The sequence below is a fragment of the Vagococcus lutrae genome (assembly GCF_003987555.1).
Classification (GTDB): domain Bacteria; phylum Bacillota; class Bacilli; order Lactobacillales; family Vagococcaceae; genus Vagococcus_A; species Vagococcus_A lutrae.
Genome location: NZ_NGJW01000001.1, coordinates 161,967 through 176,372, shown reverse-complemented (window position 1 = coordinate 176,372; position 14,406 = coordinate 161,967). Strand labels below are relative to the sequence as shown.

13 protein-coding genes are annotated in these 14,406 nt (G+C 39.1%); all 13 read left to right on the top strand.

Translation table 11 applies throughout. The features are described 5' to 3' along the window. Positions 1–16 precede the first annotated feature (16 nt). On the top strand, positions 17–2,554 hold the full coding sequence (locus tag CBF33_RS00865; protein WP_170167720.1) for a Cna B-type domain-containing protein: 2,538 nt from the start codon (positions 17–19) through the stop codon (positions 2,552–2,554). A 155-nt stretch (positions 2,555–2,709) separates the two neighbouring features. Continuing rightward, positions 2,710–3,687, top strand: coding sequence for a LacI family DNA-binding transcriptional regulator (locus CBF33_RS00860; protein ID WP_126760736.1), 978 nt, complete (start codon positions 2,710–2,712; stop codon positions 3,685–3,687). Then, positions 3,684–4,589, top strand: coding sequence for a ribokinase (gene rbsK, locus CBF33_RS00855; protein WP_126760735.1), 906 nt, complete (start codon positions 3,684–3,686; stop codon positions 4,587–4,589). The genes CBF33_RS00860 and rbsK overlap by 4 nt, the downstream gene beginning before the upstream one ends. Beyond that, the gene (gene rbsD, locus CBF33_RS00850; protein ID WP_126760734.1) at positions 4,564–4,959 is read left to right on the top strand and encodes a D-ribose pyranase; all 396 of its coding nucleotides are present in this window, start codon (positions 4,564–4,566) and stop codon (positions 4,957–4,959) included. The genes rbsK and rbsD overlap by 26 nt, the downstream gene beginning before the upstream one ends. An 18-nt stretch (positions 4,960–4,977) precedes the next feature. Next, positions 4,978–6,468, top strand: a complete 1,491-nt coding sequence (locus CBF33_RS00845; protein ID WP_126760733.1) for a sugar ABC transporter ATP-binding protein — start codon at positions 4,978–4,980, stop codon at positions 6,466–6,468. Beyond that, entirely contained in the window at positions 6,461–7,423 is a 963-nt protein-coding gene (locus CBF33_RS00840; protein WP_023605925.1) for an ABC transporter permease, read from the top strand. Before CBF33_RS00845 ends, CBF33_RS00840 begins: the two co-directional genes overlap by 8 nt. A gap of 15 nt (positions 7,424–7,438) precedes the next feature. Continuing rightward, positions 7,439–8,368, top strand: a complete 930-nt coding sequence (locus tag CBF33_RS00835) for a D-ribose ABC transporter substrate-binding protein (protein ID WP_126760732.1) — start codon at positions 7,439–7,441, stop codon at positions 8,366–8,368. Between the two features lie 167 nt (positions 8,369–8,535). Then, positions 8,536–8,736 carry a cold-shock protein gene (locus CBF33_RS00830; RefSeq protein WP_023605923.1) on the top strand — a complete coding sequence of 67 codons (201 nt, stop codon included), beginning with the start codon at positions 8,536–8,538 and terminating at the stop codon, positions 8,734–8,736. A gap of 173 nt (positions 8,737–8,909) precedes the next feature. Continuing rightward, positions 8,910–10,148, top strand: a complete 1,239-nt coding sequence (locus tag CBF33_RS00825) for an efflux RND transporter periplasmic adaptor subunit (RefSeq protein ID WP_126760731.1) — start codon at positions 8,910–8,912, stop codon at positions 10,146–10,148. A gap of 2 nt (positions 10,149–10,150) precedes the next feature. Further along, complete coding sequence (locus CBF33_RS00820) at positions 10,151–10,867, top strand: ABC transporter ATP-binding protein (protein ID WP_023605921.1); 717 nt, start codon at positions 10,151–10,153, stop codon at positions 10,865–10,867. Continuing rightward, positions 10,860–12,086: an ABC transporter permease gene (locus CBF33_RS00815; protein WP_170167719.1), complete on the top strand. Its 1,227-nt coding sequence runs from the start codon at positions 10,860–10,862 to the stop codon at positions 12,084–12,086. The genes CBF33_RS00820 and CBF33_RS00815 overlap by 8 nt, the downstream gene beginning before the upstream one ends. Before the next feature lie 148 nt (positions 12,087–12,234). After that, entirely contained in the window at positions 12,235–13,956 is a 1,722-nt protein-coding gene (locus CBF33_RS00810; RefSeq protein WP_126760729.1) for a phospho-sugar mutase, read from the top strand. An 87-nt stretch (positions 13,957–14,043) separates the two neighbouring features. Beyond that, entirely contained in the window at positions 14,044–14,376 is a 333-nt protein-coding gene (locus tag CBF33_RS00805) for an ArsR/SmtB family transcription factor (RefSeq protein ID WP_126760728.1), read from the top strand. Positions 14,377–14,406: the final 30 nt, after the last annotated feature.

Here is a 14,406-nt window from a genome sequence, read left to right as displayed (position 1 = left end):
AAGGGAGAGTTATATGTTGAATAAGAATAGATGGTTAACATCGATCATGACGCTGATTTTCGTTATTGGACAGTTTGTACCAAGCTTTATGACGTTAGTGAAAGCACAAGAAAAAGCAGGATTCGATGAGATTATTACTGATTTACGTGTAAGTCCAACTGATATTAGTCATACACAGGACTTTCAAGTGACGTTAACTTTTGCCGGACAGAGTGAGGATGCGTCTGGTGAACATTATATTTATCCAGGAAAAGAAATTCATATACCAATAACCAGTGATGGGGTAGCAGGTTTTGAGTTAAATTCTAAATTACCGGAAATTGAAAACGTGGAAATCAAAGTCGATCATACTGGAATTACAATGATTTTTTCAGAGGGGATTCAAGGACAACATGATATTCATGGTGATTTTACGCTTACTTTATCGGGGTTAAACGTGGAAGAAGACAGTACACACACCTTAACAGTAGGCAATCAAATAGTGAATGTTTCTAATACTAAGGGTGGCGATCGCGGTATATTCGCTGGTAAGACTGGCATGATGTATGGTGCTGCAAAACCAGGCTACGTTACATGGTTTTTAAGAGGGAATATTAATGGAGATGCTTATCCAGGTGGACCTCTTGTTATTCATGATAAATTAGGAGAAGGACAACTTCTTGATGGTTCAGGTATTGAGATTGGATTATACTGGGGTGGTCAACAATTCCAAACACATTATGTTGGCTTTTCAAGTATTGAGGAATTTTTAGCTTCAGAGTACGGAACAGCGGCAGGTTCTAAGATTGATTACAATATGACAGACGGTACGATTGATATAGAAATACCTGAAGAAGTTCTTAATGGTCGTGAATTTGCCTTCACTTATGATGCGTTGATTACTAATAATGATTTAAAAGAATTTACGAATAATGCGTCTTTTGACTTTTTTGAAGATCAAAAGCCAGGTCATATTGATAATGAAGGTCGTGTTATTAATATTGATGTAGGTGGTAATATCTCTGGTAAAGTACGTGCCTTTTTAAATATCAATAAGATTGTCGCAGGTACTGAAGTTGCAATACCAGGTGTTACTTTTGAGATTGAACGAGAAGACGGCGGTCCTTTATATCAAAATAAACCAGAAACTAAAGAAAACTTTACAACTGACGAGAATGGTCAGATTAGAGCGTCAGGATTTAAACCAGGAAAACTTGTAGTAAGAGAAATAAACGCACCAGAATATGTGGTATTTAATCCGCAAGAAACACAGGAAATAAATCTAGAAGCTAACAATGCTCAAGAAATAGCGGTTATTGAAAATGAATTAAAACACATTGATATCCCTGTTGAAAAACAATGGGTAGGGAAAGCAGCTGACTCGGTAACGGTTCAGTTATTAGGGAACGGTGAAAAAGTATCAGACTTAGAACTATCCGCTGATAATGAATGGCAGGCTGTTTTTGAAAACTTGCCACAATACGATGCGAAGACAGGCGAAGCGATTGACTATACAGTAGAAGAAGTAGCGCTTGACGGATACAGTAGTACAATGACAGGTGACACGGAAAACGGCTTTACGATTGTCAATACGATTGAAGGAAAACGCAGTACCGGTGTCACCAAAGAATGGGTAGGACCGAAAGCAGAAAGTGTCATAATTGAGCTTCTTGCGAATGGTGAAAAAGTATCAGAAATCACATTATCGGAAGACAACAACTGGCAACATGTCTTTGCAGAGCTTGATCAGTATCAAGACGGCGAAGAAATTCAGTACACAGTAAACGAAGTGGCAGTTCCTGGGTACGAAAGTACCATTTCAGGTGATATGGAAACAGGTTTCAAAGTAGTGAATACGAACATTGAAACAATGGATATCCCTGTTGAAAAACAATGGGTAGGGAAAGCAGCTGACTCGGTAACGGTTCAGTTATTAGCGAACGGTGAAAAAGTATCAGACTTAGAACTATCCGCAGATAATGAATGGCAGGCTGTTTTTGAAAACTTGCCACAGTACGATGCGAAGACAGGCGAAGCGATTGACTATACAGTGGAAGAAGTAGCGCTTGACGGATACAGTAGTACAATGACAGGTGACATGGAAAATGGCTTTACTATTGTCAATACGATTGAAGGAAATCGCAGTATCGGTGTCACCAAAGAATGGGTAGGACCTAAAGCAGAACAAGTTACAATAGAGCTTCTTGCGAATGGTGAAAAAGTATCCGAAATCACATTATCGGAAGACAACAACTGGCAATATGTCTTTACAGAGCTTGATCAATATCAAGACGGTGAAGAAATCCAGTACACAGTAAACGAAGTGGCCGTTCCTGGGTACGAAAGTACCATTTCAGGTGATATGGAAACAGGTTATACGGTAACGAATACGTATGTAGAGGATATTCATCCTGAAGAACCTACAAAACCAGCGAAGCCTGAAGATAAGGCACCGAAAACAGAAGAAAAACGATTACCTCAAACAGGAGAATCTGCAACACTTTGGCTTGTTTGGGTAGGAATGATGATAATCACTATCGTTGCTTATCTGAAAAGAAAACAAGTAGCGAAATAAATTAAAGGAAAAGACAACAGTTAAACGACTGTTGTCTTTTTTATACCAATTTATGGATAAAAATTATATAACACAAACTATTTGACAAAAGATAGGTAACCGGTTACAATTTAATGTGTAATCGGTTACCTATTTAAAAAGTGAGGGTGATAGTGATGGCTACGATTAAGGAAGTCGCGAAAGAAGCAGGTTTATCTGTCGCTTCGGTATCGCGTTATATTAACAACAAAGGATACGTAAGCGATCAGGCGAAATTAAAAATAGAAGCGGCTATTCAAAAGTTAGATTATCGACCTAATGAGATTGCCCGTTCATTATTTCAAAATAAAACGCGAATGATTGCGTTACTTTTACCAGATATTACAAACCCCTTTTTTCCAATGTTAGCTCGAGGAGCGGAAGATTTCTTAGTAGAAAAAAATTATCAAATGGTGTTGAGTAATACGTCGAACGATACTGCTCGCCAAGAACAATATTATCGTTCATTCCAACAACATAATTTTGCAGGGATTATCACGGCGGTTGAAGCTAGCGAAGAACAGGAGAGCGCGATTCCATTTATTCAAGTTGACCGTACGACAAAAGAGAGTCAGTTTTTTGTTAAATCAGATCATCAATTAGGTGGACGAATGATTGGAGAGTATGTGTGTCAAACACAACCTAAGAAAGTGTTGATTATGGTCGGTCCTCAAGAATTAATGAGTGTTCAACAAAAGAATAAAGCACTGATAAATTCCTTGGAACAGGCGGCTATACCTTATGAAACATTGGCGGTGGAAACGTTTGGGCTTGAAACGATTAATCGGATTGTTGCGACTGTTCTGGAGAGAGTCGGAGAAATTGATACGGTTGTGGCGACGAATGATATGCACGCCATGTATATTTTAAAAGCTGCTTTACAACAAGGTCTTGATGTGCCTAATGATTTACAAATTATGGGGTATGACGGGATTGATTTTGCAGAATTGTCGACTCCGCAGCTGACGACTGTTAAGCAAAATGTTTATCACATGGGCTATTTAGCAGCAGAAACATTAATTAAAAAGATTGAGAATGAGCCTATTGAAACGGAGAGTATTACAATTCCCGTGGAGATGGTAGAAGGACAAACGATGAGAAAGGTGATTGTATGAAACATGTAACAGTAGTAGGAAGTTGTTCAGTCGATTATGTGGTCAATACGGACGTGGTACCTCGTGAAGGTGAAACGGTTTTTGGTCGGACGTTTGAAACGTTTTTTGGTGGTAAGGGGGCTAATCAAGCAGTCGCAGCCAGTCGTTTAGGGGCAAAAGTATCGATGATTGGTGCAGTAGGTGATGACCAAATTGGACAGGATGTGTTACATAATTTAGAAGAAAACGGCATTGACACACAAGGGATGGCAACAATAGCCAATCAATCTACTGGTGTTGCTCATATTATTGTCAAAGATGGCGATAATCGTATTATTATTGTGCCGGGTAGTAACGGTGATTTGTCAGTGGCGCATTTAGAAGCCCAAACGGAACGTTTACTTGCTAGTGACGTGGTCGTGTTGCAACATGAAATCGCAGCAGATGTGGTAGAGTGGGTCGTAGATTTTTGTGATCGTCACGATATTCCGACTATTTTAAATCCAGCTCCCGCGCGTGCCTTATCGGAAAAAACATTGAATCAAGCGACTTATTTAACACCGAATGAAACGGAGTTTGAAGTGCTATTTCCAGGGCAAGATTATGAAACCGTTTTAAAGATGTATCCAAATAAGCTCATTATTACATTAGGGTCAGAAGGGGCTGTTTTCTATGACGGAAAAGCGATGGTAAAAGTACCACCGTTTCTCGTACGACCGGTGGATACGACAGGAGCTGGTGATACATTTAATGGTGCCTTAGCGGTTGGGATTGTTAATGGCTGGGCGTTAAAAGATAGTGTGACATTTGGAAATTTAGCTTCATCAGTGGCGATTCAAAAAGCCGGTGCGCAAGCAGGGATTCCGACGATTTCAGTTTTAAAGGAGCATGAAGCATATGAAAAAACATGGCATATTGAATAGTGAAATTAGTAAGGTGTTAGCAGATTTAGGACATACGGATCAATTAATTATCGCAGATGCAGGTTTACCTGTGCCAAAAGGGGTTAAAAAAATTGATGTGGCGTTGACACTAGGAACCCCTGACTTTTTAACAGTTTTAGATTGCGTGATGGATGATATGGAGATTGAAAAAATCACGTTGGCCAATGAAATAGTCCCACAAAATCCTGAAATGGCGTATGCCATGCAACAGCGTTTTTCAGAGGACATGATTGATTGGGTGAGTCATGAAACATTAAAAGAACAGAGTCAACAAGCAGTAGCTGTCATTCGAACGGGGGAAGCGACCCCTTTTGCTAATGTGATATTACATGCGGGTGTTTTGTTTTAGAAAGAATGGGGTGACAAGATGGAAATTACGATGACAGGCATTAAAAAAGCATTTGGTGCCAATCGTGTATTAGAAGGTGTTGATTTTGAATTACTGCCAGGCGAGATTCACGCGCTTATGGGAGAAAATGGTGCAGGGAAATCGACGTTAATGAATATTTTAACAGGATTGCACAAGCGAGATGCGGGCGCGATTGTGATAGATGGTCAGGAAACCTATTATAATTCAACAAAAGAAGCCGAATTAGCTGGTGTGAGTTTCATTCATCAAGAAATTAATGCGATTGGTGAAATGTCAGTGATTGATAACTTGTTTTTAAATCGTGAAAAGCGGACGAAACTGGGCTTACTGGACTATCGAGCGATGGAGAAGGAAGCACAAGCGGTTTTTGAACAGTTAAATATTAAGATTGATTTGTATCGAGAAATGGGCGAGTTGTCAGTTGGTCAACAACAGATGATAGAAATTGCGAAGTCGTTAATGACGAATGCGCAAGTGATTATCATGGACGAGCCAACTGCCGCCTTAACCAATCGTGAAATACGTGTGTTATTTGATGTCATGCATAAGCTAAAGGCGCAGGGCGTATCGATTGTTTATATTTCGCATCGTATGGAAGAAATTTTTGAGATGTGTGATCGGATTACGGTCATGCGTGATGGTATCTCTGTTTCGACTCGTCAAATCGCGGAAACGCAAATGGAACAAGTCGTACGCGAGATGGTTGGTCGAGAGATTGGTGACTTTTATCCAGAAAAAACGAGTGAGATTGGCGAAGTTCGTTTTGAGGTAGAAAACTTAGCGTTAGACGGTGTATTTGAAGATATTAGCTTTAACGTGCGAAGTGGCGAGATACTCGGTTTTTCAGGTCTAATGGGCGCTGGTCGAACGGAAATCATGCGCACGATTTTTGGTTTACTACCTAAGAGTCGTGGGACGATTCGTTTAGAAGGCAAAGAATTGACGATTAAAAGTCCAGAAGAAGCCATTCGTCAAGGTATTGGTTTTCTAACTGAAGACCGAAAAGATGAAGGATTGATTCTAGATTTTTCTATTCGTGACAATGTCTTACTACCTTCTGTTGGTGAATTTTCAAAGGCGGGGTTATTAAATGATAAGCTCATTGATGATTTTGTTGAATTGTTAGTCGAGCGTTTAACAGTTAAGACAGCGAGCGTTGAAGACCCTGCAAGTAGCTTGTCAGGAGGGAATCAGCAAAAAGTCGTTTTAGCCAAATGGCTAGGAATTGGGCCAAAAGTACTAATTTTAGATGAACCGACTCGTGGAGTCGATGTAGGTGCAAAACGTGAGATTTATTTATTAATCAACGAGTTAGCTGAACGTGGCGTGGCGATTATCATGATTTCCAGTGATTTACCAGAAGTTTTAAGTATTAGTGATCGCATTATGGTAGTACGCGAAGGACGCTTGATGGGAGAAGTAGCGAAAGAAGAAGCTACTCAGGAACGTGTCATGCAACTTGCGACAGGAGGAATTATCAATGAATAAAGAAATGACGAAACAAAAATCATCAAAAGATATGGGAAAATGGCTTTCGAAATTGGGACCCCTTGTGGCACTGGTCGTCCTAGTGATTTTAGTGACGATTATGAATCCGAGTTTTTTATCGTCTGTTAACTTATTAAACTTGTTGCGTCAGGTATCTGTCAATGCCTTGATTGCATTCGGCATGACCTTTGTTATTTTAACAGGTGGGATTGACCTATCAGTTGGTTCAACGTTGGCATTATCAGGAGCTTTTGTAGCAGGGCTGATTTCATCAGGCATGTCGCCATTACTTGCAATGATAGCGGGCTTAATGGTTGGGGCTATTTTAGGGATGATTAACGGCTTGCTTATTGCAAAAGGCAATATGGCGCCATTTATTGCCACTTTAGCGACAATGACAATTTATCGTGGCTTGACACTCGTTTATACAAACGGGAATCCGATTACCGGTATTGGAGATAGTTTCTTATTCCAATTTATCGGACGTGGTTATTTATTTGGTATTCCGTTTCCAATTATTATCATGCTTGTTAGTTTTGCTTTACTCTTTGTTTTGTTACATAAAACAGCTTTCGGGAAGAAAACCTATGCGATTGGTGGCAATATTAAAGCAGCAAAACTAGCTGGTGTTAATACCGACCGTGTTCAAATGTGGATTTATACGTTATCTGGTTTAATGGCTTCTCTTTCAGGGATTATCTTAACGTCTCGTTTAAATTCTGCACAACCAACTGCTGGTCAAGCTTTTGAAATGGATGCGATTGCTGCCGTGGTCTTAGGTGGTACGAGTCTCTCTGGTGGGAAAGGACGTATCTTTGGCACATTAGTCGGGGCACTTATTATCGGGACGATTAATAACGGTCTTAACTTACTAGGTGTCTCAAGTTTCTATCAACAAATTGTAAAAGGTATTGTGATTATTATTGCGGTCTTACTTGACCGTAAGAAAAAATAAAAGGGGGAAATAGCAATGAAAAAATTATTAGCAGGTTTAGCAGTCACAGGTTTGATGTTAGCAGGATGTGGTGCAGCCACACTGGATAACGGTGCAAAAGATAGTGGAGACGTGGAGAAGAAAGAGGCCAGTGAATTAAAAGTTGGCGCAAGTATTTCCACATTGAACAACCCGTTCTTTGTCTCTGTAAAAGAAGGTATTGTTGATTTGGCAGACGAGAATGGTACGAAGACGGTCGTAGTCGATGCACAAAATGATTCGGCGAAGCAAAGTAACGATATGGATGATTTAATTCAACAAGGAGTCGATGTGATTTTAGTTAATCCTGTAGATTCTTCTGCCATTCAACCCGCTGTCGAATCGGCTAATGCAGCGAATATTCCTGTGATTACCATTGACCGTAGTAGTGACGGCGGCGAGGTTTTAACTCTTGTTGCATCTGATAACGTAAAAGGTGGCGAAATGGCGGCTCAGTTTATTTTAGATAAAATTGGTGAAAATGGACGTGTTGTCGAGTTAGAAGGAGTACCAGGTGCTTCAGCAACACGTGAACGTGGAAAAGGGTTTGATGAATTTGCAGACGGTAAATTAGAAGTCGTGGAAAAACAATCAGCAGAGTTTGACCGTGCTAAGGGCTTAACCGTTATGGAAAACATCTTACAATCAACGAAAGATATTCAAGCTGTTTTTGCACAAAATGATGAAATGGCGTTAGGTGCATTGGAAGCGTTAGAAGCAGCTGGAAAAACAGATGTGATTGTTGTCGGTTTTGACGGAAACGAAGATGGTGTGAAAGCTGTAAAAGACGGCCGTTTAAATGCAACGATTGCGCAACAACCTGAAGAAATGGGACGTATTGCTCTGCAAGCTGCTTATGATCACTTCTCTGGTAAAAAACTAGATAAAAAAATTGATTCACCATTAGAACTAATGGAAGCAAAATAAGATTATAAGTAATAAAGCTATACAAACCCATGGGAACATGTTATAGTTATTAATGTAGTGATTTTGATACACATTAGGATACATATTTTAAGAAATATTATTTCCTTTTATACGTCATATTATTGCAATAACAAGCGTACATAAGTACGTATTAGGAGGAAATATTTATGAATAACGGTACAGTAAAATGGTTTAACGCAGACAAAGGTTTTGGATTTATTACACAAGAGGACGGTACAGATGTGTTTGCACATTTCTCAGCTATCCAATCTGAAGGATTCAAAACATTAGAAGAAGGTCAAGCAGTAACTTTTGATGTTGAAGAAGGCCAACGTGGACTTCAAGCAACAAACATCGTTAAAGCTTAATAATTAAAGTAGGAGCTATGGGATTTCCCATAGCTCTTTTTTTATTGTGACAAGATTGTAAGATTAAAATTCAAAAAAAGAGTGGGAGATGCTATGCCGATGTATTATAATAGTGACAACTATTAAATAAACTTGTCATACTTGTAAAGGTATTGCAAAAAAGGAGTAGAAACATGACGAAAAAAAGAGGATTTATAATTGGAGGCGTCGTTTTAGTCGTAGCGGTAATAGCTTATTTATTGTTTGGATTAGGCGGCAAAAAAGACCTACCAGAAAATATGGAGGGGCCTGAGGATAACGGGATTGAATATTTTGATATTGTTGGCTTGAAACAAGTTTTTATTAACGGAACTGTCACACCTGTTCGATCACAAGAATTTGTGAAGGATGATACGTTAGGAAAACTGGGAGATTTACAAGTAGCTAACGGTGATTTAGTAGAAGAAGGCACTGTATTATATCAATATGTTGACCCAAACAGTGAAAAAGAAATTGCTGAAATTAAATCGACGATTCAATCAACAGAGGCAGAACGTTATAAAGCGGTTCGCCAAATGGAATTAGAATTAAAACAATTGGCATCTGGTAGCGCAGCTTCAACAGAAGAAGGAGAAGAGACAGCACCTAGCCAAAACACGCCAGAAGCACGTGAAGCGATTGCTTTACGCTATGATATTAATAGTTTTGATGTTCGTTTGACGCAATTACAAGAGCAGTTAAATGATGTCATGGCGCGTCAAGTCAATCAAGTTAAAGCACCATTTAAAGGAAAAGTTTCTATACCTCAAGAAAAAACACGAGACAGTGCGATTTTGAACTTAACGTCTGAAGACTATTATGTGGTAGGGACGGTCAATGAGAAAGATGTTGAAAAGTTGAAGGTTGACCAAAAAGCGAATATTAAGATTATCGCGAATAATGAAAATGTCAATGGTGCGATTACTTATATTTCTGAAACACCTGGACAAGGTTCCGGTGGTGAAGGAGAAATGGGCGGCGGCTCAAGTAACTTATCAAACTATACGGTTAAGCTTTCTATTGAATCGAAAGAAAACTTGAAAAATGGCTTCCATGTGCAAGCAGCAGTCAATTTAAGTGATAAAGCGATTAAGATTCCAAGCAAAGCGGTAAAACATGAAGGCGAGCAAGCCTATGTATTAGTAGATGATTTTGGAACAGTGTTACGAAAAAATATTACCATCAAAGAAGCAGCAGAAGCTGAAACACCGGAAGTTAAAGAAGGTGACGAGAAAGCCAAAGCTGATAAAAAAGAGGAAGCAAGTAAAGAGAAAGAAGTTGAAGTCACTCAAGGTCTAGAGGCAATGGATCGTGTGATTGTTAGTTCTAAAACACCTCTGAAAGATGGAGACATTATTGGTGGCGAAGCACCAGTCGTAGAAGAGGAGGAATAAAAATGACAGATATTTCCTCACACGCCATTCCTTTAATTGAAATGAAAGGAATTAATAAATATTATCCTGTGGGTAAAGAGCAACTTCATGTATTAAAAAATCTAGATTTGACTATCTATCGTGGCGAATTCGTCATGATTATGGGAAAATCTGGTAGTGGGAAAACCACGCTAATGAATATTATTGGCTTTCTAGATCAAATCTCTGACGGTCATTACTTTTTCAATGGAGAAGATGTTTCAAAATTAACAGAGAATCAAAAATCAGATTTACGTAATAAATATCTAGGGTTTATTTTTCAACAGTTTTTCTTAATTCAGTCGTTGAATGTCAGTCAAAATGTTGGACTCCCTATGGTATATGAAGGTAAAAAGTCAGATAATGAACGCAAACGAATTGCGAAGCACTATTTAGATATGGTGGGCTTATCTGAAAAAGAAAAGTCAAAAGTAACGGAGCTGTCTGGTGGACAACAACAACGGGTAGCTATTGCGCGTTCACTTGTGAATGACCCGCTATTAATTATGGCAGATGAACCGACAGGGGCTTTAGATAGTGAAACAAGTCGTGATATTATGGGGATTTTGACCAAGCTTAATCAAGAAGGCAAAACAATCGTCATGGTAACCCATGATGATGATATGAAGAAATATGCAACACGTGTTATTCGCATGAAAGACGGGTTGTTTATGGATGAGGAGGTTGAGACGGATGTTTAAAAATCTCATCCTGAGTACGTTTTTAAGTTTACGAGCACATAAGCTACGCGTGTTTCTTACCATGGTTGGTATTATCATTGGGATTGCTGCCGTAGTAACTGTCTCAGCAATCGGTGAAGGAATGAAACAAAGCAGTCTAAAAATGATGGAGTCGACTAATTCCAATGTAATCAAACTGATTTTTAGAGAAGAAGTTGGAGAAGATGATGATGAAGTCGCTCAAAACTATGAGCCATTTAACTTTACTCGTAATGATTTAAAACAATTGCAACAACTTGAAAATGTTAAAGGTATTGCCGGTTCATACGGATATGGAATGAGTTCAATTGAAACGATCAGTGCTAATATTCAATATTTTACAAGTAGTGGTGGCACGGAAATTGTCGCGAATCAAGGAGACAATAAAGTCGCTTATGGTCGAGATATTACACCGGCAGATGTGAATGAAAATGTGATTGTCTTAGCGCATGATACGTTGCAATATAGTTTAGGAACGAAGAACCCTGCGAATATTGTGGGACGTGCGATAGATGTTGATGGCGAAAAATTTTTAGTTATCGGCGTTAAGAAGGAAATTGATTTTGAAGGTGGTTTTTCTACGACATTTGACGAGAATGATTTTTATTCGGTCGTGCCAAAGAAAGCTTATAATCAACTAACAAAAAGTAAACCGATGAATGCGATTAAAATTACCATTCAAGACGGTGCAGACCGTGAGAGTATCATCATGCAAGCTAATGATTTATTAAAAGAAGCACATCCAGATTTAATCGGTGAGTTTGAAGAAGATAAATCAAACGAGCAAATGCGTCAAGAAGTCGAGAAAATGATTCAACAAGTCGTTATCGGCCTAGTGATGATTACGGCTATATCCTTATTAGTTGGTGGTATTGGTGTCATGAATATCATGTACGTTTCTGTTACTGAACGTAAACGTGAAATCGGGATTAGACGTGCGATAGGCGCGCGCCCGTCTAACATATTGCTACAATTTTTAATGGAGGCAGCCTTTATTACCTTAATCGGTGGATTGATTGGTATCTTACTTGGCTGGTTGATAGCTCAAGGACTGTCATCTGTGTTTGAGATTGAAGCAATTGTCAGTCTTAAGATGACATTAATCTCTGCATCTGTTTCGACGGCTATTGGTTTAGTATTCGGAATTATTCCAGCCTTTAATGCAGCGAAAATCGATCCGATTAAAGCCATTTATCAATAAATGTAAAGATATACGTTGATTATGCGTAACAAACGAGAGAAAGAAAGCGATGGTTTTAGCTTTCTTTCTTTTTTTTATTCGATAGGAAAGAAAACAAATTAATGATATAATATGAACATGAATGAATTTTTACAAGAGGAGTCGAATTATGAAAACAGTTGAAACGTTATTTGAAACTTGGAATAGTTGTCAGACTTTACCAGAAAACTTACAAGCAGATATGAGAGCCCTTGCAGAAGATGCCGATAAAAAATACGATGCATTTTACCAACCGCTTGAATTTGGAACGGCTGGGATGCGCGGTATTCTGGGCGCGGGGATTAATCGTATGAATATCTATACGGTTCGTCAAGCGACAGAGGGACTGAGTCAACTTATCTTAGAAAAAGGTGAAGCAGCTAAAGAACGTGGCGTCGTGATTGCTTATGATTCACGTCATCAGTCGCCTGAGTTCGCTTTGGAGACAGCGCGTGTTTTAGCTCATCATGGAATTAAAGCGTATGTTTTTGAAAGCTTACGTCCAACACCGACGTTATCCTTTGCTGTACGCGAATTAAACTGTATTGCGGGTGTTATGATTACAGCTAGTCATAATCCAGCAGCTTATAATGGCTATAAAATATATGGTGAAGATGGCGGACAAATGCCCCCACAAGATGCCGATGCGGTGACACGTTTCGTGCGTGCGGTTGAAAACCCATTGGAATTAGAAGTGGCGGATGAACAGCATGAATTGATTGAAACAATCGGTGAAAAATTAGATGCCCGCTATTTAGAAGAGATGTCACGCGTGACTATTAATCACGAATTAGTAGCATCAGTGGGGAAAGATTTAAAACTGGTCTATACACCTCTACACGGTACGGGTAAAATGCTAGGAGAGCGTGCTTTGAAACAAGCAGGTTTTGATAGCTTTGTGATTGTACCAGAACAAGCAGAAGGAGATCCGGATTTTTCAACCGTGAAATCGCCCAACCCAGAAGAATATTCCGCATTTGAGTATGCGATTCGTCTAGGGAAAGAAGAAGAAGCAGATTTGCTATTAGCCACAGACCCTGATGCTGACCGTTTAGGTGCGGCGGTGAGAATGCCTGATGGGGAATATACTATCTTAACAGGTAATCAAATTGCGGCTATCATGCTTCATTATATTTTGACAGCTCACCGCGATGCACAAACACTTCCTCAAAATGGTGTGGCGTTAAAATCTATTGTATCAAGTGAGATGGCTACTGCGATTGCAAAAGATTTTGATATTGAAATGGTTGATGTTTTGACTGGATTTAAGTTTATTGCGGAAAAAATTAAAGAATATGAAGCAACCGGTGAGAAGACTTTCTTATTTGGATTTGAAGAAAGTTATGGCTATTTGATTCAAGATTTTGCTCGAGATAAAGATGCGATTCAAGCACTCGTATTACTAGCAGAGATTGCTGCTTATTATAAAGCGGAAAACAAAACCATGTATGACGCTTTACAAGAGTTATTTGAAACATATGGTTATTTCATCGAAGAAACGATTTCTGTTACAATGGACGGTGCGGAAGGCTCTGAGAAAATCAAAGCGTTAATGCGTGACACACGTGCTGAGGGAATCCAATCATTTGGAGGTAAGAACGTCGTCGTCACACAAGACTTCCAAACACAAAAAGCTACGACGAATGAAGGTCAGGTTAGCGACATTACGTTACCACAAGCGAATGTGTTAAAATATTTACTCGAAGATGGTAGTTGGGTAGCGATTCGCCCTTCCGGAACGGAGCCAAAGATTAAATTTTACATTGGCGTACAAGGGGAAGAAAGAGATGTAGCTCAAGCAAAATTAGATGACATTAAAGCGGATATTCAACGCTTAGTCGAGAAACATTAAAAGTAAAAGTAAAACTGTTAATCACAGCTGAGCTGGTCATTAACAGTTTTTTACTATATGTATAAAGGAAAAGGATGAGGAGAAAACATGAGCGAAAAGATTCGTTTAGAACCAAGTGAGACACTAATCCAGTCGGTAAGTCAGCTATATAAAGCGTTGGGAGATCCTACACGCTTGAAAATATTAACGGCATTGACTGTTTCAGAGTTAAATGTTGGAGCCATTAGTGAAAAGATAGGGTTGGAACAATCCGCTGTTTCGCATCAATTACGTGTTTTAAGAACTAATCATCTTGTGAAGTCACGCAAAGAAGGGAAGACGGTTTACTACTCATTAGATGATGATCACGTTATGGCAATCTTGGCGGATACGTTTGAACACGTCTCTCATGCGGTAGAAGATAGTCAAGAACCGTCATAGCCTGACTTTATTTCACATCTTTTTCATGAT

Bases quoted from the DNA above. Each gene is read 5' to 3' on its own strand.
- rbsK (WP_126760735.1), top strand. From the start codon at position 3,684: ATGAAACATGTAACAGTAGTAGGAAGTTGTTCAGTCGATTATGTGGTC.
- CBF33_RS00840 (WP_023605925.1), top strand. From the start codon at position 6,461: ATGAATAAAGAAATGACGAAACAAAAATCATCAAAAGATATGGGAAAA.
- CBF33_RS00835 (WP_126760732.1), top strand. From the start codon at position 7,439: ATGAAAAAATTATTAGCAGGTTTAGCAGTCACAGGTTTGATGTTAGCA.
- CBF33_RS00815 (WP_170167719.1), top strand. From the start codon at position 10,860: ATGTTTAAAAATCTCATCCTGAGTACGTTTTTAAGTTTACGAGCACAT.
- CBF33_RS00805 (WP_126760728.1), top strand. From the start codon at position 14,044: ATGAGCGAAAAGATTCGTTTAGAACCAAGTGAGACACTAATCCAGTCG.
- CBF33_RS00845 (WP_126760733.1), top strand. From the start codon at position 4,978: ATGGAAATTACGATGACAGGCATTAAAAAAGCATTTGGTGCCAATCGT.
- CBF33_RS00860 (WP_126760736.1), top strand. From the start codon at position 2,710: ATGGCTACGATTAAGGAAGTCGCGAAAGAAGCAGGTTTATCTGTCGCT.
- rbsD (WP_126760734.1), top strand. From the start codon at position 4,564: ATGAAAAAACATGGCATATTGAATAGTGAAATTAGTAAGGTGTTAGCA.
- CBF33_RS00810 (WP_126760729.1), top strand. From the start codon at position 12,235: ATGAAAACAGTTGAAACGTTATTTGAAACTTGGAATAGTTGTCAGACT.
- CBF33_RS00825 (WP_126760731.1), top strand. From the start codon at position 8,910: ATGACGAAAAAAAGAGGATTTATAATTGGAGGCGTCGTTTTAGTCGTA.
- CBF33_RS00820 (WP_023605921.1), top strand. From the start codon at position 10,151: ATGACAGATATTTCCTCACACGCCATTCCTTTAATTGAAATGAAAGGA.
- CBF33_RS00830 (WP_023605923.1), top strand. From the start codon at position 8,536: ATGAATAACGGTACAGTAAAATGGTTTAACGCAGACAAAGGTTTTGGA.